General features: G+C 36.4%; 22 protein-coding genes. 14 read left to right on the top strand and 8 right to left on the bottom strand.

What is annotated here, in order from left to right; translation table 11 throughout:
• Positions 1 to 71 precede the first annotated feature (71 nt).
• From ACYQ0E_RS05975 to ACYQ0E_RS05965, 3 genes are all read left to right on the top strand, one after another.
• The gene (locus ACYQ0E_RS05975; protein ID WP_460187332.1) at positions 72 to 1478 is read left to right on the top strand and encodes a glycosyltransferase; all 1407 of its coding nucleotides are present in this window, start codon (positions 72 to 74) and stop codon (positions 1476 to 1478) included.
• Entirely contained in the window at positions 1475 to 1735 is a 261-nt protein-coding gene (locus tag ACYQ0E_RS05970) for a VF530 family protein (protein WP_460187331.1), read from the top strand. Before ACYQ0E_RS05975 ends, ACYQ0E_RS05970 begins: the two co-directional genes overlap by 4 nt.
• Before the next feature lie 96 nt (positions 1736 to 1831).
• Positions 1832 to 2185, top strand: a complete 354-nt coding sequence (locus tag ACYQ0E_RS05965; RefSeq protein ID WP_460187330.1) for a DUF6172 family protein — start codon at positions 1832 to 1834, stop codon at positions 2183 to 2185.
• 16 nt (positions 2186 to 2201) lie between these two features.
• Here ACYQ0E_RS05965 and ACYQ0E_RS05960 read toward each other — a convergent pair whose 3' ends face one another.
• Positions 2202 to 2648, bottom strand: coding sequence for a hypothetical protein (locus tag ACYQ0E_RS05960; protein ID WP_460187329.1), 447 nt, complete (start codon positions 2646 to 2648; stop codon positions 2202 to 2204).
• A 368-nt stretch (positions 2649 to 3016) separates the two neighbouring features.
• Between ACYQ0E_RS05960 and ACYQ0E_RS05955 the strand changes: the two genes are divergently transcribed.
• The 3 genes from ACYQ0E_RS05955 (at position 3017) to ACYQ0E_RS05945 (ending at position 4649) form a co-directional block, all read left to right on the top strand.
• Positions 3017 to 3295, top strand: coding sequence for a hypothetical protein (locus tag ACYQ0E_RS05955; RefSeq protein ID WP_460187328.1), 279 nt, complete (start codon positions 3017 to 3019; stop codon positions 3293 to 3295).
• A 38-nt stretch (positions 3296 to 3333) separates the two neighbouring features.
• Positions 3334 to 3750, top strand: a complete 417-nt coding sequence (locus tag ACYQ0E_RS05950; protein WP_460187327.1) for a DUF6515 family protein — start codon at positions 3334 to 3336, stop codon at positions 3748 to 3750.
• 593 nt (positions 3751 to 4343) lie between these two features.
• On the top strand, positions 4344 to 4649 hold the full coding sequence (locus ACYQ0E_RS05945) for a peptidylprolyl isomerase (protein WP_460187326.1): 306 nt from the start codon (positions 4344 to 4346) through the stop codon (positions 4647 to 4649).
• 396 nt (positions 4650 to 5045) lie between these two features.
• On the opposite strand, the gene rluF is transcribed toward ACYQ0E_RS05945, so the two are convergent.
• From rluF to hrpA, 3 genes are all read right to left on the bottom strand, one after another.
• Complete coding sequence (gene rluF, locus ACYQ0E_RS05940; RefSeq protein WP_460187325.1) at positions 5046 to 6023, bottom strand: 23S rRNA pseudouridine(2604) synthase RluF; 978 nt, start codon at positions 6021 to 6023, stop codon at positions 5046 to 5048.
• A gap of 565 nt (positions 6024 to 6588) precedes the next feature.
• Positions 6589 to 7179 (bottom strand): c-type cytochrome, encoded by a 591-nt coding sequence (locus ACYQ0E_RS05935; protein WP_460187324.1) that lies wholly within the window; start codon positions 7177 to 7179, stop codon positions 6589 to 6591.
• 193 nt (positions 7180 to 7372) lie between these two features.
• Positions 7373 to 11416 (bottom strand): ATP-dependent RNA helicase HrpA, encoded by a 4044-nt coding sequence (gene hrpA, locus ACYQ0E_RS05930; protein ID WP_460187323.1) that lies wholly within the window; start codon positions 11414 to 11416, stop codon positions 7373 to 7375.
• A 150-nt stretch (positions 11417 to 11566) separates the two neighbouring features.
• Between hrpA and ACYQ0E_RS05925 the strand changes: the two genes are divergently transcribed.
• Positions 11567 to 12259, top strand: a complete 693-nt coding sequence (locus ACYQ0E_RS05925) for an MBL fold metallo-hydrolase (RefSeq protein ID WP_460187322.1) — start codon at positions 11567 to 11569, stop codon at positions 12257 to 12259.
• Between the two features lie 460 nt (positions 12260 to 12719).
• Here the strand turns inward: ACYQ0E_RS05925 and ACYQ0E_RS05920 are convergent, their stop codons facing one another.
• A complete protein-coding gene (locus tag ACYQ0E_RS05920) occupies positions 12720 to 13145 on the bottom strand; it encodes an FKBP-type peptidyl-prolyl cis-trans isomerase (protein ID WP_460187321.1) in 426 nt (141 codons plus the stop codon).
• Positions 13146 to 13232: 87 nt separating this feature from the next.
• Here ACYQ0E_RS05920 and dnaQ point away from each other — a divergent pair, with 87 nt between their 5' ends.
• Positions 13233 to 13934, top strand: a complete 702-nt coding sequence (gene dnaQ, locus ACYQ0E_RS05915) for a DNA polymerase III subunit epsilon (RefSeq protein WP_460187320.1) — start codon at positions 13233 to 13235, stop codon at positions 13932 to 13934.
• Positions 13935 to 14012: 78 nt separating this feature from the next.
• On the opposite strand, the gene rnhA is transcribed toward dnaQ, so the two are convergent.
• Positions 14013 to 14477, bottom strand: coding sequence for a ribonuclease HI (gene rnhA, locus ACYQ0E_RS05910; protein WP_460187319.1), 465 nt, complete (start codon positions 14475 to 14477; stop codon positions 14013 to 14015).
• A gap of 212 nt (positions 14478 to 14689) precedes the next feature.
• Positions 14690 to 15487 (bottom strand): methyltransferase domain-containing protein, encoded by a 798-nt coding sequence (locus ACYQ0E_RS05905; protein ID WP_460187318.1) that lies wholly within the window; start codon positions 15485 to 15487, stop codon positions 14690 to 14692.
• Positions 15488 to 15562: 75 nt separating this feature from the next.
• Between ACYQ0E_RS05905 and gloB the strand changes: the two genes are divergently transcribed.
• From gloB to ACYQ0E_RS05890, 3 genes are all read left to right on the top strand, one after another.
• Positions 15563 to 16339 (top strand): hydroxyacylglutathione hydrolase, encoded by a 777-nt coding sequence (gene gloB / locus ACYQ0E_RS05900; protein ID WP_460187317.1) that lies wholly within the window; start codon positions 15563 to 15565, stop codon positions 16337 to 16339.
• Between the two features lie 62 nt (positions 16340 to 16401).
• Positions 16402 to 18327, top strand: coding sequence for a lytic transglycosylase (locus tag ACYQ0E_RS05895; protein WP_460187316.1), 1926 nt, complete (start codon positions 16402 to 16404; stop codon positions 18325 to 18327).
• 255 nt (positions 18328 to 18582) lie between these two features.
• Positions 18583 to 20670, top strand: coding sequence for a transglycosylase SLT domain-containing protein (locus ACYQ0E_RS05890; protein WP_460187315.1), 2088 nt, complete (start codon positions 18583 to 18585; stop codon positions 20668 to 20670).
• Positions 20671 to 21054: 384 nt separating this feature from the next.
• On the opposite strand, the gene cysS is transcribed toward ACYQ0E_RS05890, so the two are convergent.
• Positions 21055 to 22434 (bottom strand): cysteine--tRNA ligase, encoded by a 1380-nt coding sequence (gene cysS / locus ACYQ0E_RS05885; RefSeq protein WP_460187314.1) that lies wholly within the window; start codon positions 22432 to 22434, stop codon positions 21055 to 21057.
• A gap of 290 nt (positions 22435 to 22724) precedes the next feature.
• On the opposite strand from cysS, the gene ACYQ0E_RS05880 reads away from it, so the two are divergent.
• From ACYQ0E_RS05880 to ACYQ0E_RS05870, 3 genes are all read left to right on the top strand, one after another.
• Positions 22725 to 23339 carry a peptidylprolyl isomerase gene (locus tag ACYQ0E_RS05880; RefSeq protein WP_460187313.1) on the top strand — a complete coding sequence of 205 codons (615 nt, stop codon included), beginning with the start codon at positions 22725 to 22727 and terminating at the stop codon, positions 23337 to 23339.
• A gap of 36 nt (positions 23340 to 23375) precedes the next feature.
• Entirely contained in the window at positions 23376 to 23879 is a 504-nt protein-coding gene (locus tag ACYQ0E_RS05875) for a peptidylprolyl isomerase (RefSeq protein ID WP_460187312.1), read from the top strand.
• Positions 23880 to 23990: 111 nt separating this feature from the next.
• Positions 23991 to 24752, top strand: a complete 762-nt coding sequence (locus tag ACYQ0E_RS05870) for a UDP-2,3-diacylglucosamine diphosphatase (RefSeq protein WP_460187311.1) — start codon at positions 23991 to 23993, stop codon at positions 24750 to 24752.
• The last annotated feature ends 98 nt before the right edge of the window (positions 24753 to 24850 follow it).

Raw genomic sequence — 24850 nt, 5'->3', positions numbered from 1 at the left:
AGGTCTCAAATCTATAAATTCAACCTTTGTCTCACCAAAATAGAGTCTAACGGAACAAGGTCAGCGTCACATTGAATAAAATAAAAATAAGTCAGTCGGACTCAAATCTGGATATTGACACGCCAACCGATACACCAATCGATACGCCAAAAATTGCTTTAATTATTGGCTATGTTTGGCCAGAACCTAACTCTTCTGCCGCTGGCACAAGAATGATGCAGCTTATTCAAGTTTTGCAAAATGATGATTGGCAAATTACCTTTGCCAGCCCTGCAAACCTGGGGGAACATAAACAAAACTTAGAATCTCTGGGTATTAAAGAACAGAACATTGAACTCAATGATTGCCGTTTTGACCGTTTTATAGAAGAACTACAACCAGGCCTGGTAATTTTTGACCGTTTTATGATGGAAGAACAATTTGGTTGGCGTGTAGAGCAATACGCTCCCAAAGCAGTACGAATACTCAATACCGAAGATTTACACTCGCTTAGAGCGTGCCGAGAAAACTTATTAAAAGCCCATTTAAAAACAAATCTAAAAAATCAATCTAAAGAGTTAGATTTAACTAATTTACAGCTTACTAACCAGGCCTATTTATTTAAAAACATGGCCACCACAGATCTGGCTAAACGAGAAATGGCCGCTATTTTTAGGTGTGACCTTACCTTAATGATTTCTGAGTTTGAAATAGAGTTATTACAACAACAGTTTAAAATACCAAAATCACAACTACACTATTTACCATTTTTGTATCAACCCGTAGAAAACACTTTGCTGCCAAGTTTTGAACAACGACAACATTTTGTAACCATAGGAAACTTTAGGCACCAACCCAATTGGGATGCCGTACTTTGGTTAAAAGAAGCCATTTGGCCTTTAATTCGCCAACAATTACCACAAGCAGAACTGCATATTTATGGTGCTTACCCACCGCCCAAAGCCACCGCTTTGCATAATCATAAACAAGGTTTTTTAGTAAAAGGTTGGGCTAAAGATGCCTATGAGGTGATTGCCAATGCCAAGGTATTATTAGCGCCTTTACGATTTGGAGCAGGCATTAAAGGTAAACTAGCAGAAGCCATGTTAAACGGTACGCCAAGCGTTACCACGTTAATAGGTTCAGAATCGATGCTCAGTCAAAATATAGAACATTGGCCAGGCGCCATTGCTAATAATGCTTCTGACTTTGCCAACGCCGCTGTGACACTTTATCAAGATGACCAGGCCTGGCAAAAACATCAAACCTATGGTTTTAAAAATGCCCTGCAACGTTATGTAAACAATAAAGATTTACATAACCATAACAATTTTGAATATACACTGATTAACCAAATCAATTATATAAAAAACAATATAAACCAACATAGAGCCCAAAACTTTATGGGTTCCATGCTCAACCATCATCACCATAAAAGTACAAAATATATGGCACAATGGATAGAAGCTAAAAATAGAAACCAAGAAGATAAATCATGACCGATACTAACCATAAAGAACGCCAACATCCAAAAGATCCATTACACGGTTTAACCCTAAAAAGCATTGTAACGGAACTTGAAGAACACTATGGTTGGGAAGGACTTGCTCAAAAAATTCCAGTTAACTGTTTTAAAAGCAATCCTTCTATAAAATCTAGTCTAACCTTTTTAAGAAAAACGCCTTGGGCAAGAGAAAAAGTAGAGCAACTTTATATAAAGTCTAAAGAAAACTGGGGAAAATATAAAAAACAATGATTTACCAGGCCTGGTAAATTGAGAATAAATAAAGCCTAAAAGTAAAATGTTCTATAATCCACACATACTTAAAACCCTATTTAAAATTGGAACACCATGAAAAAGACATTTAAACTTACTCACGATAAAATTAAGCCAGCTCGATTAGCCGATGCCATTAAAAGTGAAGTAAAAAAATACCTAAAACGCGAGCGTACAAAAGCACTACCAAAAGGTTCTGATTTTTGGGCATTTGATTGTAAATATGGTGCCGATGCCCAAAACTGTGTTGAAATACACGAGGCTGAAATTAACCAATACGTAGATAAAGCCCTAGCAGAAAACCTAGAAACGTTTTATTTAGAAGTAATTGCTAAACCTGCTGTACGCAGTAAAAAGCCTGCTGAACTTAAAGCTCAAGAACTTGAAGAAGCGTTAAGTGAAGACGACTTTGACTACGAACAAGACTAATAAAAGTTAAAGACAATCAGTTTTTAATTTTTAACTGAAAATTGGCGTGGCAAGCAACGCAAAGTTTTTGCATATTCGCCAATTTTTGCATGATTACTTTAGGTTCAGTCTCTGGACGTTTAGACACATCTGCAATTTCTGCAAACCCATAATGTAACGATTTAAGCATGGCATAAAAGGTCTTAGGCATTTTTGCCGTCATATCTTTTGGCAAATTTCTTAACATTTTAACGCCCAGGGGTTTAGCCGTTCTATGCACCAATGTTAAATCGCCTTTTAAAGAGTTATCTAACACCTCTTGACTACCACGCAAAAAATTTCGCATCTCTATCATGAGTACTGCTTTTTCCGCCTCATTTAGGTAAATAATCTGCCTACCATCAACCGCAAAGGCCTTAGTTGATAGACTTACAAAAACTAATATTAATACTGTAAAAAAAACAGAACGTTGATTCTTTGTCATATTTAAAAATTAAACTTTTTACCAAAATTTTCAAGATTATAGTATACCCAACTATTGTAAAAACTACCCCCATTCTTACCTAATACAGAAATAGTATTATTTATACAGATATCAACAAACCTTAAAATTTTGCTTAAGACTATAAATAACCTCCAAAATAAAGCAGATACCAGCTACTTTTTTATAGCCTCTTGCAAACATAAACTCAATTTACCAGGCCTGGTAAATCATCTGTTTTTATCAAAACGGCAGTCTTCACAACCATCATTAAATCCACTTAAAAATCCTTATTGCATCCTTAATTTGCCCTTAATTGCTTTTTATACTTTAAATTCAAATCAATAACTCACAATACAAAAGGCAGATCAATGAAAACTAAAGCAATCGCTTCAACATTTTTTATTTTAATGACAACACTCTCTATCACCGCCTGTGCTAGCGGCCCTAATCAACAAGGTGGTGGCAAAAAAGATGGCAAAGGAGCAAAACCTCCTGCTGAAGCATTTACCGCCTGTGAAAGTAAAAGTGCAGGACAAAGCTGTACGGTAACATCATCTCGCGGTGAAATGACAGGTACATGTAAAACACCGCCTCAAGGAGAAGGTGAATTAGCTTGCGTACCTGCAAACAATAGGCCACAAAGATAAAAGTCACAACACAAAATAGACATTGCAGGAGCACAATCGTGAAAACAAGTATTATTCTAGGCCTAATGAGCAGTTTACTTTTATCATCTTGCGCTGCACCAAGAGGAGGTATGGGTGGCGGCGGTCATGGTGGTGGTGGCAATGCGGACGGCCTAATTCTTTTAGGTGCAGGTGTTGTGATTGGCAGCATTATTGCCACGCTTCCCAAAAAACATGCGCCTGCTGGCCCAGACCAATATTATTCTGATGGTGTGTTTTACCGCAACTCACCAAACGGCTACCAAGTTATTGCCGCACCAATAGGTGTTAGAGTAAATCAAATCCCCGCAAATCATAGAGTGGTACGTTATGAACACCGTATTTATTATAATGCCAGAGGTTCATGGTATATTTATGATCATCACTTACAGCAATACCAGGTTGTTGCTCCACCAGAAAGAATGAACCCGCGTTAATAACAAATTTTCTTGGAGAAACAGGACAGTATTTTTAAAAAATACAACTTTTATTAATTTAAAATCAATAGCTTATCAAAAAAATTAAAGACTACTGTCCGGTTCTTACATTAATTAACAAGCATTTTTTACATAAATGGCAGTTAAAAACACGCCTAGTCTAATTACATCTGCCATTGTGCTATCCTAACTAATCTCTAAACCTGCTATCTACCTCAATGAACTATCTTGATTCTATTCAAACCAGCCACTAAACCAACAAGTTACTAGTAACCGATTCACTGGTAAACACTGAAAATGATACAAAACAAAATACAAAGACCAACAAACTTTGATTTAACGGTTTATTTTGGATTTTCACATGTTACGGCATAGGCTTGATGCAACCAGTTCCACATTGAAGAAAACACGAATAAAACACCTTAAGCAGAATAAAATGGAGTATTTGATAATAACGATTATCCATAATAGAGCAAAACTTCATGTTAAGTAAATAGTTTTACGTATATAGTTTAGATTTTGGATTTAATTAGAATGTATCCATACAGTGAATATCGTAAAATCAGGATACTTTTATTTAGGAATAATTTTTTATGATTCACCCAGATTCTCGTGCCAAAGCACATCATATTTTATTAGACACGGAACAAGCCTGTTTAGAGCTTATTCCGCAAATAGAGAATTTAGAGACATTTAGTGCTTTAGCTAAAGAATATTCAAAATGCCCTTCGGCAAAAATTGGTGGGGATATTGGTTTGGTGAAACCTGAAATTATTGTAACTGAAATGGCTGAGGTCATTTTTAGCAATGCCCCACTTAACTGTGTGATTGGCCCTATTAAAACCGTGCATGGCTATCATTTAGTTTGGATAACTAAACGCCAGCTTGTTGATGAATAGAACAGAAGTTTTAACCACGAAGGCACTAAGGCACGAAGAATTCTAAAATCTAACACTTGTTTATTTAAACGAATAATTAATCTAAAGAGACCTTTACACGAGACCATGAACACATAAAAACAGCTATAATCCTCTATCTTCAAGCTAAAAAATCCGCCCAATAACTCGTTATTATGCGTATTTTTTAGCCTAAATCTAAAGAATTCTATCTTGTTTTTCTTGTGCCCCTGTCTCGTGCAAAGGTCTCTAAATGTAATAGGTTATTCGTTCTAACGTATTAGATATAAAGTACTTATTACTTTAAATCGTGATGTTTAAATCTTCGTGTCTTCGTGGTTGATTTTTTTACAATATTGAATAATCAATCACAGAATATAGATACCTTTTGATATTTAACTATCTTTTATTATTTTTAGGTTTTAGTCGCAGGGTATTTGCACGCGGTACTTTTTGTACTTTTATTGATTTTTTATCTGATGAGCGTTTAGCTTTATTGGCGCCCTGCTTTTTGGTGTTTTCTGAATTTTTTGAAGATTTAGCAATGTCGGCTAACTTTTTGCCTTCTTCTCGCTCTCTTAAAATTTGACGATATTCTTGGCGAGTAAAGTTTTGTGCTTTAGGCCCTGAACGCACACCACTGGCGGTTTTTTTAGAGTCTTTTAACGCCTCATTCATTTCACTCATTTCTTGTTCGCTTAAATAACGCCACTGTCCTGGTTTTAAGTTACCTAATTCTACATTCATAATACGTGAACGCTGTAAATGCGTGACCTCGTAACCTAGGTGTTCACACATACGGCGAATTTGACGATTTAAGCCTTGGGTAAGAATCATTTTAAAAACATAACGACTCTGCATAGTGACTTTGCAAGGTTTGGTTACCGTGCCTAAAATGGGTACGCCACGAGACATGTGGTCAACAAATTGGTCGGTTATGGGTTTATCTACGGTTACGATGTATTCTTTATCGTGCGCGTTTTCTGCACGCAAAATCTTATTAACAATATCACCATCATTGGTTAAAAAAATCAGGCCTTCTGAGGGTTTGTCTAAACGCCCAATTGGGAAAATTCTTTGCGGAAACCCAATGGCATCAATAATATTGTCTTCAATATTACTGTCAGTAATACAGATAATACCAATGGGCTTGTTATAGGCAATATAAATACGGTCTGATTTATTTTCAGCACTGGCTTTAATGACTTTTTTATCTACCTTTACCACATCACCAGGCTGTACTTTACTGCCTAGCTCTGGTTGTTTGCCATTAATGGTGACTCGATTTTGCTCTATAAAACGGTCGGCTTCACGGCGAGAGCAAAAGCCTGAGTCACTAATGTATTTATTCAGTCGTTTTTCGGTTGGTGTATTCAAAATTAGATTTCTCATTGCATATATGTGAGTATTAAACCATAACAAGGTAAATTTTGGCGTGAAACACATAGAATAAAAGTTAGGTAAGTTTTGTTCGATTTTTATAAACAAAAAAACCACGAAGACACGAAAGCACAAAGAAATCTATAATTTAACAGCTATTTTATTGAAAGTAACAATCGTTCTAAATGTAATAATTTCTTAGTTTTTAAACCATATAAATAATGCAATTGAGTCCTTTGCACAAGTGAGGTGCGTGTAAAAAATACGATCTAATTTTCCTTATTTTTATTCATTTTTAACCGTGGTTTGATTCATGCAAAGACCGCACTTATAACAAATAAGTTAAAATTTATGAGCCATGTTATTAATAGTTTTCACACGTTCTTAAATCTTCGTGCCTCTGTGTCTTCGTGGTTAATTTTTAAAACCAAAAAACATAAAATTATCAATGACAAAAAATAAGTTAAAAAATACATAAAAAAAGCACCTATAAAGGTGCTTTTAACGCTAAGACCGAATAAATTTTAAGCCTAGGCTCAAACTTACTCTTTATAACTTATATTTACAGTGTAGTTACATAATCTGCAATGGCTTTCATGTCTGCTTCACTTAAACCAGAGGCCATTGGAGCCATCATTGCTGTCATTGGCCCCATTTGCTCGCCAGACTTATATTTTTCAAGCTTAGCAACAATATCTTCAGGCTTTTGATTGTTTAAGCGAGGACCAACACCCCCTTCAGCTTTAGCACCGTGACAACCTACGCAAGTTGCATACGCTTTTTCACCTGATGGTGCTGCTGTGGCAACAACGGCAGCCGCTTCTTCCTTAGCATCTTCAACTTTATCCGTTGATACTTGCTCTTTAATAGCATCTAGATTTTTTTCTACCTCAGAAACGGTTTCTTCATTACCCACAACCGTATCAGTTGTTGCTTGCAATGGTTCTTTAGGTGTTGAAGCTGGTGCGGGTTGCTTAACATCCATTGTATTTTGAGTTGCAGGAGCCTGTGCAGCAGCTGTACTAGCTGCTTCTGGTGCTTTGGCTTGTGTTGCATCGTCATTATCACCAGAACAGCCGCCTAGAAATAACGCTGAACTCAAAATTGCTGTTGATAAAAATGCGGTTGTCTTGAAGTTAAAACGTTTTTTCATTGTCGTATCCTTATTGTATACATACTTAAAACTAATTATTCTTTCTATAGTGTAAAACGCTTTAACCTCTTAAACAAGTAATTAAGTAGAATCCGCTATCACTATGAATAAATCTTAATCTAAGATGATTAGGCTTAAGATCACTTTTCTATATAGACATATTATGTTCTTTAAAAGCATAAGCATTCTTTATCTATAACGCTTTTATCTGTTTTTCAATTCGTTGAATCGATACAGGTTTAATGGTTTTTATTGGCTGTGAAAACAAGGAGATACGCAGCTCTTCAATCATCCAACGAATATTTACCAGGCCTGGTAAATCTTGATAAGCCGGTTCTTGAGCAATTTCTTGATATTTTTTAAGTATAGGCTGTATTTCACGAATCGATTTTTGATCTTTATTGGGATCTAAATCTAACTTATCTAAACGCACTTGTAAGGCTTTTAAATAACGGTCAATTTGTTTAAACCAAAAATCGGGTGTGTTGCGTACAAAATCTTTAGAAATTAACCCATCCAATTGCTGTTGTATATCGGATACCGAAGCCAACCAACGTGGGTTTACTTTACCACGCACTTGTTTAGCAATTTGTTGATGATGCGTAAAAATGGTATTGACCTGTTTGGCAATGCGTTGAGCCATATCAATCCAATTAGATTGCACAAGATTAAGTGTTTCAGTAAAGGCTTGCTGGCTACGAATTTGTTGTGGATTGGGCACTAAATCATGCAATGCTCTATCAATTACTTGTTGGGTTAAGTCTTGGCAAGTACCATAAGGTGCGTAACATAAACAGGCTTTTTGCATAGGGAGCTTTTTTTGTAAATATTTTGATTTATCTGCCAATAAACGTTCAATCAACACCAATACGGCTTGGCCATGTTGCTGTAATGCGGCTTGTTGTTCGCCCATCAAACCCAAAACAATCTCGTTATTTTGCAGTTGCAGTGCTGGGTAAGCCAGCATGTCTTTGCCTTGGTTTTTAATGGTTTGATTATCAGCCAGATCCCCAAAATTCCATTCTGTAACCACGGTATCTTGTGATTGTTGCTTGGCTTGATGCTTTTGTATTTTAGCTTCAACTAAATGTTGGTATTCATCTTTTAAGGCGTTTAGCTGACTATTTTCTGCCAGTTTACGACCTTTATCATCTTCTAAAACAAAAAAAGGCGTAAGGTAATCTGGTAAAACCACATCGGTTAAGTCATTGAGCGAAACTTTTACATTCGCGCGCCGATTTAATGCCCAAACTAATTGGTTAAGATAAGGCTCTTTTTTAGATCCGCTGAGTATTTTATTAGGCTGCATTTCTGTTAGCACTAAATCCGCATATTGCGGCGCAGGTATAAACTGTTTACGCAGTGATTTAGGCAAAGACTTTATATAAAATGCGGTTTTCTCTTTTAGCAGGCCTGGTGTTAACCATTCAAAATCTTCTGAATTTACCGTATTTAAGGTAGATAACGGTAGATGGTAAATTAGGCCATCCCGTTTTTTGCCTGGCTCAAAGTGATAATCCACCTCTAAAGACATTTGATTACTTAAATGCACTTGGTCAGGAAAGTCACTTAATAAGGAATCACTCGCCGATTGTTTCATTAAATCTTGTTCGGTTAAAAACAGCTCTTTAATTTTTTCTGGCGCTAATTTTTCTGTCTTTTTAAGCCATTTTTCAAATGCGGGTTTACTGTAAATATGTTTTGGAATACGTTCATCGTAAAACTGATACAGCACGTCTTCATCCACCAAAAAATCTGGACGACGCAATTTGTGTTCAAGCTTTTCTATTTTTTTAATTAAAGCCTGGTTATGCACAAAAAAGGCCGCTTTAGTATACAACTCGCCTTGTGCTAAACCGTGGCGTAAAAACAGTTTATGCGCATCTGTTGGATTAATTGGCCCGTAATTGCAAGGTCTACGCGTAACAATTGGCAAACCATATAAAGTAATAGATTCGTAAGCCCCAACCTGGCCGGTCTTTTTTTGCCAATGTGGGTCACTGTAACTGTGCTTAATTAAATGTTTGGCTAAATCTTCTACCCAATGCACATCAATCACCGCATTGGTTCGAGCATAAAGTTTACTGGTTTCAACCAACTCTGCCGACAACATCCATTTAGGTTTACGTTTAAATAAACTTGAACTTGGGTGTATAAATAGCTTGGTATTGCGTGCGCCTAAATACGATTTTTCATCATCTTTGGTTGCCAAGTTGCCTAACAGGCCTGCTAAAAGTGAACGATGCACGGCCATACTGTGAATATCACTTAAGCGTTCTGTAACTTCACCTTCTTGACCTTGCGGACCTTTTTTACGCACCTCTTCATATAAATGCAATTCACTTATTTTCATACCAATGCGTTTTAGGCTTTGTTCTAACTGTAAAGTCAGTTCATGCCACTCTTTCATTCGCATATAAGAGAGAAAATTGGTTTTACAGAGTTTACGTAATTTATTTTGCGTTAAATGACGGCGTTGATGCTCATAAAAACGCCAAAGATTTAAGAAAAATAAAAAATCAGAGCGTGGGTCTTCAAAACGTTTATGCGCAGTACGCGCTGCTTGCATGGTGGTTTCATTAATATCGCGTGGGTCTTGAATACTTAATACCGCAGCAATAATTAACACCTCATGTAATACGCCATTTTTATCCGCTTCCACCACCATTTTGGCCACACTTGGATCAATCGGTAAACGAGCAATTTGTCGACCTTCATCTGTTAAACGACGTTGCTCGTCTAAAGCGCCCAGCTCATGTAACTGCCTAAAACCATCGTTAATGGATTTATCACTAGGTGCTTCAATAAACGGAAAACGATTTACCGCACCCAGTTTTAACTGAGTCATGGTCAAAATAACCGACGTTAAAGAGGTTCGGTGAATTTCTGGATCGGTAAATTCTGGACGAGCGTTAAAGTCCTCTTCGTCATATAAACGAATACAAATACCATTACTTACACGACCACAACGCCCTTTTCTTTGATTGGCAGAGGCCTGTGATATTTTTTCAATAGGTAAACGTTGAATTTTGTTTCGAACACTATAACGGCTAATTCTTACCAGGCCTGGGTCAACCACATATTTAATACCGGGCACAGTAAGCGAAGTTTCGGCGACATTGGTACTTAAAATAATGCGGCGTTTTTGCGATGTTTGAAATACCTTTTGCTGTTCACTCATGGATAATCGGGCATAAAGCGGCACAATTTCAGTATTTTTTAGCTGATGTTTACGCAAAGCTTCAGCGGTTTCTTTAATATCTCTTTCACCCACTTGAAACACCAGTACATCACCAAACGGGTCTTCATGTGCCAGTTCATCAATGGCATCAATAATACCAGTTACCATATCTTGCTCAATTTCATTACCCGCATCGTCTTCATAAACAGACAAGGGGCGATAACGTAATTCAACCGGGTAAGTTCTACCAGAAACCTCAACAACAGGAGGACGTTTACCATTAATTGTAAAGTGGTCTGCAAATCGTTGGGTATCAATAGTGGCGGAAGTAATAATCACTTTTAAATCGGGGCGTTTAGACAACAGCTGTTTAAGAATACCCAGTAAAAAATCGATATTAATACTACGCTCATGCGCCTCATCAATAATAATGGCTTCGTACTGATTTAAATACCGATCATTTTGTACTTCGGCTAATAAAATCCCATCGGTCATAACCTTGATTAAACTGTTGTCATGCACTTGGTCTAAAAAACGCACTTGATAACCAACAATTTGTCCAAGTGATGAACCCAACTCCTCTGAAATACGCTCGGCCACGCTACGTGCAGCAAGCCGTCTTGGTTGCGTACAACCAATTTTACCGTGTATACCTAACCCCGCTTCTAAACATATTTTAGGAATTTGCGTGGTTTTACCTGACCCCGTTTCACCTGCAATAACCACCACTTGGTTATTTTTTATTAACTCAACCAAATCGTCTTTTTTAGCGGCCACGGGTAACGCATCGTCATACTCTATTTTAGGTAGATTTTTTTTGCGTTCAGCCACCTTAGTTAATGAGTGTGATAGCTTGCTTAATAAATTTTGCCAGGCCTGGTTAGTTTCTAGGGCCTGCTCGCTTAAATTTTCTGGGGTTAAATTTGCAAAGCCCCCTTTTGTAAAATCTCTTTGCAAATAATGGCGGTCTTTAATTAAACAACCAGAAATAGCCTGCATAATGTTTTGCGGGGTTGGAATTTGGGTAGATAGATGTGGGGTTGACGTATTTGCCATAACAATAGATAATAACCAGATAAAATTTTTATATGCAAATTGAAGCGGTATGCCTCAAGTTGATTTGAAAAACGTCATTATAGCAAATAGAATAGCTAATAATTTTTCGCTTTCTTTTAGTGCATACCCATAAATATAAGGGCCGACAACATGAAAATTAGACAATTATTTGATTATGATACTTGGACTTACACTTACTTAGTATGGGATGAAACGACCAAAGAGGCCGCTGTAATTGACTGTGTATTAGAACAAGTAGATCGCGATATTCAGCATATTGAAGAACTTGGACTGAATGTTAAATACTTATTAGAAACGCACATTCACGCCGACCATATTACGGGTGCTGGCCCTGTGCGTAAGCATACTCACGCTAAAATAGTCGTACATAAAAATTCAGGTTCAGAGTGTGCCGACATTTTGGCTGAAGAAGGTGATGTATTTAAACTAGGTGAACAAGAAATTAAAGTCATGCACACACCTGGGCATACCAATAATGACATTACCTATTTAATTGATGGCGCAGCCTTTACAGGCGATACTTTATTGGTTCGTGACTGTGGTCGTACTGACTTTCAATTAGGCAGCAATGAAAGCATGTACCACTCTTTAACCACTAAACTATTTACCCTTCCTGAAGATACTTTGGTATTCCCTGCCCATGACTATAAAGGATTTAGTCAAAGTACGATTGGTGAAGAAAAACAATATAATGTTAGAGCTGGTAACGGTAAAGCGTTTACTGACTTTACTACCATTATGGATGGTTTAAACTTACCAAATCCAAAACGTATTGATATTGCCGTTCCTGGTAACTTAAAATGCGGTAATTTAGACGATTAACTCTCTCTAAAACAAGCAACCAAAAAAGCCCGATTGAATTTATATTCAACCGGGCTTTTTAATGTCTTAACGATGGTGAACCGTTATTGCAGCGATTATTAAAACGAATTAGATTGTTCTATAACATTGCCCGTTCAAGGAAAAACAAGGGAGTGTACGATAAGTACTCGACCGTTTTTAATAAAGAAATGGCGGTGTTAGAACTTGTAATCGTAACGGTTAAAACGAGTTAGATTTTTCTATAACATTGCCAGTTCAAGGAAAAACAAGGGAGTGTACGATAAGTACTCGACCGTTTTTGATAAAGAAATGGCGGCGTTAGAACTTGTAATCGTAACGGTTAAAACGAATTAGATTGTTCTATAACATTGCCAGTTCAAGGAAAAACAAGGGAGTGTACAATAAGTACTCGACCGTTTTTGACGAAGAAATAGCGGTGTTAGAGGACAATCTAACCGTTTTAATGGACTTCTAGGACTTCTACTTTATAATCTAAAGTTTGGTCAGCTAATGGATGGTTGCCATCTAAATAGACCTTATCTTCTGTTACTTCAATAATTCTAAATACTACGGTAGTTCCGTCTGGGTCTTCTGTTTCTACGGTTGAACCTACTTCAATTTCAACATTATCATCAAAGTTTTCAGGGCCTGCAAACACAATTAAATCCTGACTTGCAACACCATAAGCTTTTTCTGGTGGAATCGTGACTTTTGCTTCAAAGCCTGGCTCTTCACCTTCTAAAAACTCTTCTAAACCTTCAATAATTTCACCTTCACCTTGAATATAAATAACCGGTTCTGAATCAAATGTTGAATCAATGATATTGCCCTTATCGTCACGTAATTCATAATGAAAGGTTACGCGGCTGCCCTTTTTAATTCTCATAATTCGTCCTTTGAAACTTTTAATTTAATATGAATGGCTTTTATGCTTTAAAATAATGGACAATATTTTACCGTAAAGAGAATATAAATGCGCCAGATTATCTTAGATACTGAAACGACTGGGTTTGACCCGCACAATGGTGATCGCATCATTGAAATTGGTGCTGTTGAAATGGTTAAACGCCGTTTAACCAACAACAATTATCATCAATATATCTTTCCTGAAAGATCTGTACCGCAAGATGCGATTGATGTTCACGGTATAACCGATGATTTTTTGAAAGATAAGCCTAAATTTGCCAAAGTGGTTGATGCTTTTATGGAGTATGTAACGGGTGCAGAATTGATTATTCACAATGCCCCGTTTGACGTGGGATTTATTAATCATGAGCTCTCGCTTTTACCCAACAATAAATGGGGAAAAATTGAAGATCATTGTGTCATAACTGACTCATTGAAAATGGCTCGTAAAACCTATCCCGGGCAAAGAAACTCTTTAGACGCCTTGTGTAAAAGGTTGTACATTGATAACTCAAACCGAACTCTTCATGGCGCTTTACTCGATTCAGAAATCTTAGCCGATGTTTATTTAGCTATGACGGGTGGACAAACCGCGTTAATACTCAATGCGGATACCCAACAAAATGCGAATAATGAAGATATTCAAGTGCGAGTAAGAACAGACAGACCTCAATTAAGAGTAATCAAAGCCACGGATTCTGAAATTCTTCTGCATCAAAAAAAGCTTGAAGAGATTTCTAAAAAAGCCGATGAAAGCATTGTTTGGTAATTGTTTAATGTTTGATGTTTAAACATGGATTGTTTTATGATGAATAACTTACATTCATCATTCATCATTCATCATTTGTCATGACTTCCCCATTCTCTGCAGTTGGTCAATCGCTAGATTAGCAAGTTCATCTACCCTTTCGTTTTCTGGATGTCCTGAATGGCCTTTTACCCAAAACCATTCTGCTTGATGATTTTGTAAGGCTTTATCAAGTCGCAACCAAAGTTCTTTATTTTTTACGGGTTGATTATTTGCGGTTTTCCAGCCTTTTTGCTTCCAACCTTTCATCCACTGAGTAACGCCGTTTTTAACATATTGAGAATCTGTCGTTATATGCACAACACTCTCTCGGTTTAATACTTCAAAGGCTTGAATTGCCGCCATAAGTTCCATTTGGTTATTAGTGGTATTATCTTGAAAACCATTAAGTTCTTTAATATGTTTTCCGTACTTAAGTAATACACCCCAACCCCCTGGGCCTGGATTTCCACGGCAACCGCCGTCGGTAAAGGCGTACACTATTTGGTTGGTCTTTTTTGACATGATTTATCTTATTTATTGAAGAATTGGGATATTTTACCAGGCCTGGTAAATCTCGTAATGATAGGTCTTTCTATTTTTTAAACTAAAGGAACAAAGAAACTTCTGCACAAGTCAAACCACAATTAAAACAGCTAAAACCCACTTTTTTGCTGTTATTTAATTTTAAGCATAGATTCAAATAAAAAAGTGCCATTAAAAATTAACTCTCTACTTTACCCTTTGTTGTTATCTTGTTTTATTTTTCTTTTATAAGATCCAGAACGCTGTGAAGCCATTGCTCCATTACGGACACGCTGCCATTTTGGTAAATGCCATTTAAGCCCAACTAGCGTGGGAGAATCGACTCTTTTTTTAGCGACTAAACAGTAAACATTGCCAAAATCAAAACCAATTTTCTTTAGAGCATTTTCTAAAGTTTCTATAATTTTTGCCCAAGCTTTATATTTTTCGTTTTGCGTAAAACACATTACAGAAGTATATTCTATGGTTTCAATTTCATAACCTAAAACTTCAAGCCATTCTTTTAAACGGGATACACGACGAAAGTGCGCCTTTTTAAAACCAGATAACTTAGAAATATGTTTTAACCTAAAAGGCATACACGCAAAAGGATTAAAGCCCGTAATCACAATATGACCTTCTGGCAATAACATACTATCTACTTGCCTTAGTAAATAATAAGGGTCATCAATGGTTTCCAAGGTATGTGGTAACAATACAACATCGGCTTTTTCCTTACCGATAGGTAAAAAATCAAGTTCCGCTTTTATCCAACAAAACTCTTGAGAATTTATCATTTTAGGCGAGATTACTTCATCGACTAACAGCTTACTTTTTATACGACTATTACCTAATAAACTGTGCTTAGACACACAACCCAATTGCACTAAAAAATAACCAAATAGGTTATGCAAAGCTTTATCAACCAAGCGTTTTTCTTGCTCATATATCACCTCACCGGGTGAATGTGTAAACCATTTTGATAAAAACTGCTGAAATCCCAGGTTCATGGCTCTTTTCCAAGTACTTTTATGTATAAATTTGGTAGAATAATGACCAATTATAACAATTGGTTTTGTATCTTTATGAATATCGTTGGCTTACCCGCACTTGTTGGCACTTATGACAATTATATTTGGATTATTCACAGCTCTCAGCATGCCTGGATTGTTGACCCAGGTGAATCTAAGCAAGTTATTGATTTTCTAGAAAAACACCAACTTATCGCCAAAGCCATTTTAGTCACTCACAACCATTTTGATCATATTGATGGTATAGCCGATATCTTAACGCATTTTCCGGAGGCGTTAGTATACGGTCCAGAAAAAGCCAAACTCCCAGCTATACAAATCAGATGTAAAGAAGGCGATTCCATAAACCTCACTAATGAATTTATATTTAAAGTTTTAGATACGCCAGGTCATACCAAGGACCACATTGCATATTACAATGATCAAGCTCTTTTTTGTGGCGACACCTTATTTACCGCCGGTTGTGGCCGAATATTAGGCGGTACTGTTGAACAGTTTACTGACTCTATTCTAAAACTTCGCGAGCTTGCCGATAACACCAGTTTTTATTGTGGACATGAATACACCCAAACGAATTTAAGCTTCTCACAACTGGTTGAACCAGACAATATGGCATTGCAAAATCGTATAAAAGAAACCCATATCGTCTACCCTGCAGAACATTTAGGGCCACAGTCTACATTAGGTGAAGAAAAGGCAACCAATCCTTTTTTAAGATTTGATACGCCTGAACTTAAAGCCAAACTCATTTCCCGTGGTGCAGATGAATCGCCAAGCAGTTTATTTGCGCATTTAAGAGCCTGGAAAGATGAATTTGATAAGCAACACTAAATCAACGAGAGAATGAAATAACCATTCTAAATTACCAAACATAAAAACAAATACTAATAAACATGAATCAAAAATCAATGAAACCAATATTTAGCTTCAAACACAAGCCATTGCAAACTGCAATAAACCAAGCGTTTATAAACTATAAAAAAGCAGTTTCTACCGCTTTTAGTATTGGTTTAGGTTCGTTAGTATTAAGTGGTTGCGTAACCAATCAAACGACACCATCTCATACTGAGCCAACGCCGTTACCGACAATAAGTAATGCTTCTGCACACAAATCGCATTCTATTTCTAAATCTGCCGATATTACACCTGATAAGCTCAATCTTAATTTAGCAACTCAGGTACATTACTACCCAAATATTTGGGATGAAATGAGCCATCATTTTGATTTAGCCGATGAGCACTATGGCAAATACGATGATTTTATAAGCTTTTATGACCAAAGAAAAACACACTTAAAGCTTGTCTCTGAACGCGCTAAACCGTATTTATATTATATTTTAAACGAAGTTAAAAAACGCAATATGCCTTATGAGATTGCATTATTGCCCGCAGTAGAAAGTGGTTTTAAAGCGGTTGCTCGATCCCATCAAAGTGCGGTAGGTCTTTGGCAGTTTATTCCAAGTACAGGTGATACCTTTAACCTGCACCGTAACTGGTGGTATGACGGTCGAAAAGATGTTGTGCAAAGTACATCTGCAGCGTTAGATTATTTACAAGAGTTGTATGCCTCAAATAATAATGATTGGTTATTGGCTTTAGCTTCATACAATGCTGGCTTAGGAACCGTATACCGTGCGCAACGCAAATATCGCAAAGCACATAAAAACGAACCTAATATTGAAGATTATCAACCTAATTTCTGGGAGATTCAGCCCTACTTACCTAAAGAAACTCAAGGTTATGTACCAAAACTTCTCGCTGTTGCTCACATAGTTGAAAACCCAGAACAATTTAAAACAACGATTGAACCTATTGATAACAAGCCATTTTTCAAAGTCTTTACACTTAAAAAACAGGTGTCTTTACATCAGATAGCCAGTATTTCAAGTACATCAAGCCAAACGTTTCAGAAACTAAACCCTTGCTATCACCAACCAGCTACACCACCAAATGGCGTACACCATATTTTATTACCCATTGCTAAATCTAAAAAAATTGCAGAACTGCTACAAAGCAACTCTCGTTTATTTAAAGTGCATTGGAAAAAACATAAAATTAAACCAGGCGATAGCTTAAGCGTCATTGCTTACAAATATAAAACATCCTCTAAAGCCATTAAAAGGCTTAACGGAATGAAAAATGCGAATATTCGTGCGGGCAAAACTTTATTGATACCTATTCCAGTAAATCAATCAAACTATGCGCTTGCTAGTAATTATGATAAAAACGCTTCCTCAAAAAGTGTTCGTTATTCTAAAACCATTAGCCAACCTGCAAGCAAGGTAGCGTCTGCTTCAAATAAAAAAATACACACTGTTAAGTCGGGTGATTCTTTATGGACCATTGCCAAAAAATACAACACCACAACTCAACAACTGGCTAAGTGGAATAGTTTATCGACCAAATCGTATTTAAAATTAGGTCAAAAATTAGCGGTTTATACCCCACAAAGCCAAGCTAAAAGTAAATTAAATGCATCCGCTAATCTTAAGGTTAAACATGTATTAAAACCTGGCGAAAGCTTGTGGTTATTAGCTAAACGTTATGATGTTAAAACAGCCCAAATCGCTAAGTGGAATCACATATCAACACATAAAGTATTGCAACCAGGCATGAAGCTTACCATTTGGACTAAAGCACCAAAAATCATTGCCACAAAATACATTGTTAAAAATGGCGATAATCTTTGGAATATTGCAAAAGCCAACCAAATCTCGACAAAACATTTAGCCAAATATAATAAACTGTCACCTACCGCTCTATTACAACCTGGTCAGGTATTACATATTCCCCTAGCTAAAGAGGTACAAGAAGGTTAATTTAAAATTATTTATGAATAAAGAGCTTTCATTTTACGCAGTAAACCGTAGAATTGAAGAATATGGAATAATTTAAAAACAAGGCCTGCAAAATAAAATAATTTGAAATTTTTATTTTATTTATACACCTTGTTTTTATATCTTACCGTTATTGATTCATAACGAAAGACTGATTACAACAATACTGAACTACCATAAATATTGGTTAAAAAACTTATTGTGTAACTTTATAAATAACCAACGATGGATATGATTTTGACAATTAGAAATATTACAATTTCTTGGCGCACTCTATATACCTCTTATGTAGGCATACACATCCCCCCTATCTCAAAATCAATTTTTCAATGCTTTATACCCCCCATTAAAACCGCATCTAATAATATTTTTTATAGCGTATTACTTGCCCTATTTCTAGTTACCTTTTTGTCTACTCAAGCACAGGCCCAAACTCAAAAAAGTCTTTTAACATCACAGCAAAAAGACTTTTTAGCCGCCTATAAAAGCTTAAAAGCAAATGATCGCCAAGCTATCGCTAAATACAAAAAAAAGCTTAAAAACTATCCATTAATTGTGTACATCAACTACCACGATTACAGAATGCACATGGGCACAACCCCCACTAAAAAAATTAAACAATTTATTGCCCAAAATCAAGATAACTATTTAGGTGATAAGCTTTACAGTAAATGGCTAACGCATTTAGCCAAACAAAAAAAATGGACAACCTTTTTAAATAACTACAAGCCGCAAAAAAGTCTTAATCTTCGTTGTTACCATATACAAGCGCTGGCAAACCGCAAGCAAACCTCTAAAGCATTAAGACTTGCTAAACCGATATGGCAAGATCAAATTAAACTTAATCATGCCTGTAAACCTTTAGACAAGCTAATTCGTAACCATAAAAAATTAACGGGTGCGATGTTATGGCATCGCATAGAACTGGCCATGAACAAACGTAAAACACATGAAGCCAAAAAATTGAGCAAAGATCTTTCTGCTAAAGACAGAGCGATGTTTAATTACTGGTTAAAGGTGTATAAAAAACCTTCATTAATTACTAGCCCGTTACCAAAGCATATATCACCAACAATCAAAAAACGAATCTTTACCTTAGGTATTCGTCTGCTCGCCTCAAGAGACCCAAGCTTAGCCAATAAGAGCTTAAATAAGTTCTACAAACAATATGGTCTTAATAAGGATCAGTACGGGGTACTTAAAAGAAAAGTCGCTTTAAGAACAGCTTATAAATATGCTCCTCAGGCTGAGAAGTATCTGGATGAAGTCAATAATACCTCTGCCAAAACAGAGGATACTTTACGCTGGCAAGCACAAGTTGCTTTAAAAAAATCCGATTGGGCGACTTTATTAGAAACAATAGAACTCATGCCTGCTAAAGAACAAAAAGATAAGCAGTGGCTATATTGGAAAGCAAGGGCGTTAGCAGCCGCTAAACAACATAAAGAAGCCAATGACATTTATAAACTATTGGCCAAGCAACGTAATTATTACGGTTTTTTGGCTGCGGATATTTTAAATAAACCTTACCAATTCAACCCAAACCCTGTAAAACAGAAAAATACAAAATACCTCATTAAAAAATACCCAGAACTTCAACGTATTCAGGAGTTAATGGCGGTTAATTGGCCTTTAAGTGCTAAACGTGAATGGTATCAGTTACTTAAAAGAGTTGATAGAAATGAATTACAAGCCATTGCTGTTTTAGCGTACCAGTGGGAACAGTATGCACAATCTATTCGTAGCTTAGCTAAAGCAAAAAAATGGCACGATTTAGATTTACGTTTTCCAACACCGCACAAAGAACCCGTTATGCAAAATGCCAATAAAAACAATATAGATCCTGCTTGGATTTATGGCATTATGCGTCGTGAAAGTGCTTTTTCAGAAGATATTCGTTCGCCAGTTGGCGCGGTGGGATTAATGCAACTTATGCCTAGAACCGCTAAATATATTGGTAAAAAAATAGGGGTTAAAAAAGTCTCTTACCGAGATCTAATAAAAGCAGACAACAACATTGAGCTCGGCAGTGCGTATTTAAGTTATTTAAGCGATAAATATGCAGGTCAAAAAGTGTTAGCTACTGCGTCTTATAATGCAGGGCCTAACCGAGTAGATTCTTGGATACCCAAGTCAGGAACCTTACCTGCTGACCAATGGGTTGATTCGATTCCTTTTTCAGAAACCCGTGCCTATGTAAAAGCGGTACTCGAATATACGACTATTTTTAAGTCATTATTAAACAAAAAATATGATCGTTTAAAAGATGTCATGCCACCTGTTGGTTACAATAATATTAAAAAAACCGATTCAAATCACCCGTAAGCACAGCAACAAAATCATAACCAAAGATTGTCATCGTAAAAGACAGCTAGAAATACTGACTATTTTTACCATGATTTTATCGGTTAATCGTCGCTATCAGAGTTTATTATGATATTGATTTAAGCTTTTTAATAGACGAAAAAAAACCCAAGTGGACTACTCGGGTTTAAATACATTATCTCAAAAGAAATAATCAGAGGAGGATACTCATGAAGAAACATGAATGGTTCAAGTATATTAGTATTTCCTTATTCTGTCAAGCATAAGAATAACTATTAAGTAATAAACAAATTTTATAAGCATATTTAAGTAGCTGTTTTATATGCACTTATTTTTTGTATGGGATTTTTAAAACCGAAAAACCATTGGGTTTACAGGCTTAGACTACCCTCTTCTCCAGGTTGTTCCTTCTGAATTATCGAGCAATTCAATGCCTTGCTCGGCTAATAAATCGCGTATTTCATCCGAACGAGCAAAGTTTTTATCTGCTCTTGCTGATTTTCTTTCTTCAATTAACTGGGCAATCATTTCATCGGTAAGTGTTGAATCTGTTGGCTGAGTTTTAAAAAAGCTTTCGGCAGAATGTTCAAGTAAACCAATTTGATTAGCCAATTTAATTAATAGATTTACCAGGCCTGGTAATTTTGTTTTATTGACTTCTTTTGCTAATTCAAAAAGTACCGCTATGGCTTTTGGTGTATTAAAGTCATCATTCATTGCAGCCATAAATTCGGATTCATAGTCAGTGCCTTCAGTCGCAGCAACACCTTTGGCAATATCACTGGTATTTTCAATAGCAGAATATAAGCGTCCTACACTCGCTTTAGCAATGTTTAAATTCTCTTCTGAATAGTTAACCGGGCTACGATAATGACTAGACAATAAGAAATAACGAATGACTTCTGGGTGATATATTTTTAGCACTTCACGAATCGTAAAGAAATTATTAAGTGATTTTGACATTTTTTCATCGTCAATTCTTACAAAACCACAATGCATCCAAGTGTTAACGTAATGTTCACCCGTTGCACATTCAGATTGCGCAATTTCATTTTCATGATGTGGGAACGATAAATCCATACCACCACCATGAATATCAAAGTGGTTTCCTAAGCATTTTGTAGACATGGCTGAACATTCAATATGCCAACCAGGACGACCATTACCCCAGTCAGAATTCCAACTAGGTTCATTTTCTTTAGAGGCTTTCCAAAGTACAAAATCTAATGGGTCTTGTTTTACTTCATTGACATCAACACGTGCACCAGACTCTAAATCATCAATATTTTTACCCGATAATTTACCGTAGGTTTCAAATGCTTTTACTTTAAAGTAAACATCGCCATTTTCAGCCGGGTATGCAAAACCTTTTTGAATAAGGGTACCAATCATTTGACGAATTTCGTCCATATGTTCAGTTGCTTTTGGCTCCATATCCGGTCTTAACACATTCATTGCGGCTTCATCGGCATGCATTTCTGTAATCATACGGGTGGTTAATTCTTGTATAGATTCACCATTTTCTAATGCTCGTTTAATAATCTTGTCGTCGATATCGGTAATATTACGAACATAATTCACCTCATAGCCTAAGGCTCTTAAGTGACGCACCACTGTATCAAAAACAACCATAACCCGTGCATGACCAATATGACATAAGTCATAAACTGTCACGCCACAAACGTACATACCCACTTTGCCGGGATGAATGGGAGTAAAAATTTCTTTTTTACGGGTTTCAGTATTATAAATTTGTAGACTCATAATATTCCTAGTCGAATGTCATAAAAGCGGCATTGTGATAACCCGCATTTTATATGGTTGATTGATAAGTTAGATTTAATTGTAGATCTTATTTTTAACAGCCGTTTCTAAACGGTTAAACCCTAGACAAAAATGACAAACACGGCCAATAGTGATTAAAATCATGACTTAACCATTAATATTTACCTACAATGAATAACTAATTGCCATTAAGGCCTTAAGTCTGCTTTGCCTAGGTGTTAGAATGCGCATATTGTATCTTATCTACATTAATAATTTTGGAGTGAATCATGACTAGAAGTTTGTTTTTAATATTAAAAGCCAGTCTATTAAGCCTGTTTATAAGCAGCACCGCTTTTGCACAAACAGCAGCCACTGACAGTAACAGCACAACTAAAAAAGCCAATCCACAAGTATTAATTGAAACCACAGATGGCACAATTGTTTTAGAGCTATATCCTAATAAAGCACCTAAAACGGTTAAAAACTTTTTAGCGTATGTAAATGAAGGCTTTTATGATGACACGATTTTTCATCGTGTAATTCCTAACTTCATGGTTCAAGGCGGTGGTTTTACAGAAGATTTTCAGAAAAAAATCACTCATGCCCCTATTCCTAACGAAGCAGACAACGGCCTACGTAACCGTATTGGTACTGTCGCCATGGCTCGTACTAATGATCCAGCATCAGCTACCGCACAGTTTTTTATTAACGTAGCACAAAACACCTTTTTAGATTTTCGTGAAAAAACACCACGTGGCTGGGGTTATGCAGTATTTGGAAGAGTCATTAGCGGCATGAAAACAGTCAATGAAATTCGTAATGTAAAAACAGGTTTTAAAAATGGTATGAAAGATGTACCTCTTAAAACAGTAAAAATCATTAAAGCACGCCAAATCAAATAAATACACCCGCTTAAACGTACAATATAAGGAACAAAGATGTCAAAAGTAATTATTGAAACCACCATGGGTAATATCACCGTAGAGCTAGACGATGAAAAAGCACCCATTGGTGCTGAAAACTTTATTCACTATGTGATGGATGGTTTTTATAACGGCACGATTTTTCACCGTATTATTCCTAATTTTATGGTGCAAGGTGGTGGAATGGTTGAAGGCATGCAAGAAAAAGCGTCTGGTGCAGCAATTGAAAACGAAGCGGATAATGGCCTAACCAATGATCGTGGTACCTTAGCTTATGCTCGCACAATGGATCCACATTCAGCGACCACTCAGTTTTTTATTAACCTAAAAGACAATAGCTTTTTAAACCATACCAGTAAAGATACACAAGGCTGGGGTTATGCGGTATTTGGTAAAGTAACCGATGGTATGGATATTGTTGATGCCATGGCTGGCGTAGAAACCACCAGCAGAATGGGCCACCAAGATGTACCTGTTGATGATATTACCATTCTCAAAACGCGTTTAATTGAAGACTAAGATTTAATCATTACTCTCAATCAGACTACGCTTTTAAAGCAGGCTTTTATACAGGCCTGCTTTTTTGTTTTGAATCTATCCCTTATCTCCCTTTATTGATAGAATCTCCCAATGAATTCAATAAATCACCCCGCATCCACTCCTTTTACTTTTGTTATTGCAGATATTCATCTACAACCTGACAGTAATCACGCTATTAATCAAACCTTTATGCACTTTTTACAACAAGAAGCGCCAAAAGCTGATGCGCTTTATATATTAGGCGATCTATTTGAAATATGGGTGGGTGATGATGTTGGATTAGAAAATTATGCCGAATATATTTCTGAGTTTAAAAAACTTACCGATTCAGGCGTTAAAATTTATTTACAGTACGGTAATCGTGATTTTTTAATGCGCCAAGGTTTTTTTAAAGCTACTGGCATTAAACTGCTTAAAGATATTTCATTAAACAACCTCTACGGTGAGCCTTATCTGTTTTTGCATGGTGATACATTATGCACAGATGATACGGGCTATCAACGTATGCGTATCATCTTACGAAACCCTTTAATTCAGTGGATCTTATTAAATTTATGTCGTAAACGTCGTATTTATATTGGCAATAAATTACGTGGCCGTTCTAGCGAATACACAAAAAAGAAAGAGAGTCAGATTATGGATGTAAATCAGACCGCTGTTAATAATTTATTTCAGCAGTTTCCACAAGTCACACATATGATTCATGGCCACACACATCGACCACAACACCATACAATTGAAGCCCAACATAAAACCTTACACCGTTGGGTTTTAGGTGATTGGCGACCAGAAACACAGATTATTAAAATAGATAAAAATGGCCCTGAATTAGTGCCGTACAGTATTCATTAAGCCGTGATTCTTGGTTGTAAGTAGCAGACATGAAAAAGCCACTTGTGTGAAGTGGCTTTTTATTTAAGGCGAGTTTATTGGCCGTTATTTAACTTGAT

The organism is Thiomicrorhabdus hydrogeniphila (assembly GCF_054656895.1).
Note: the sequence above shows the minus strand (reverse complement) of the source record. Positions and strands in the feature narration are given on the sequence as shown.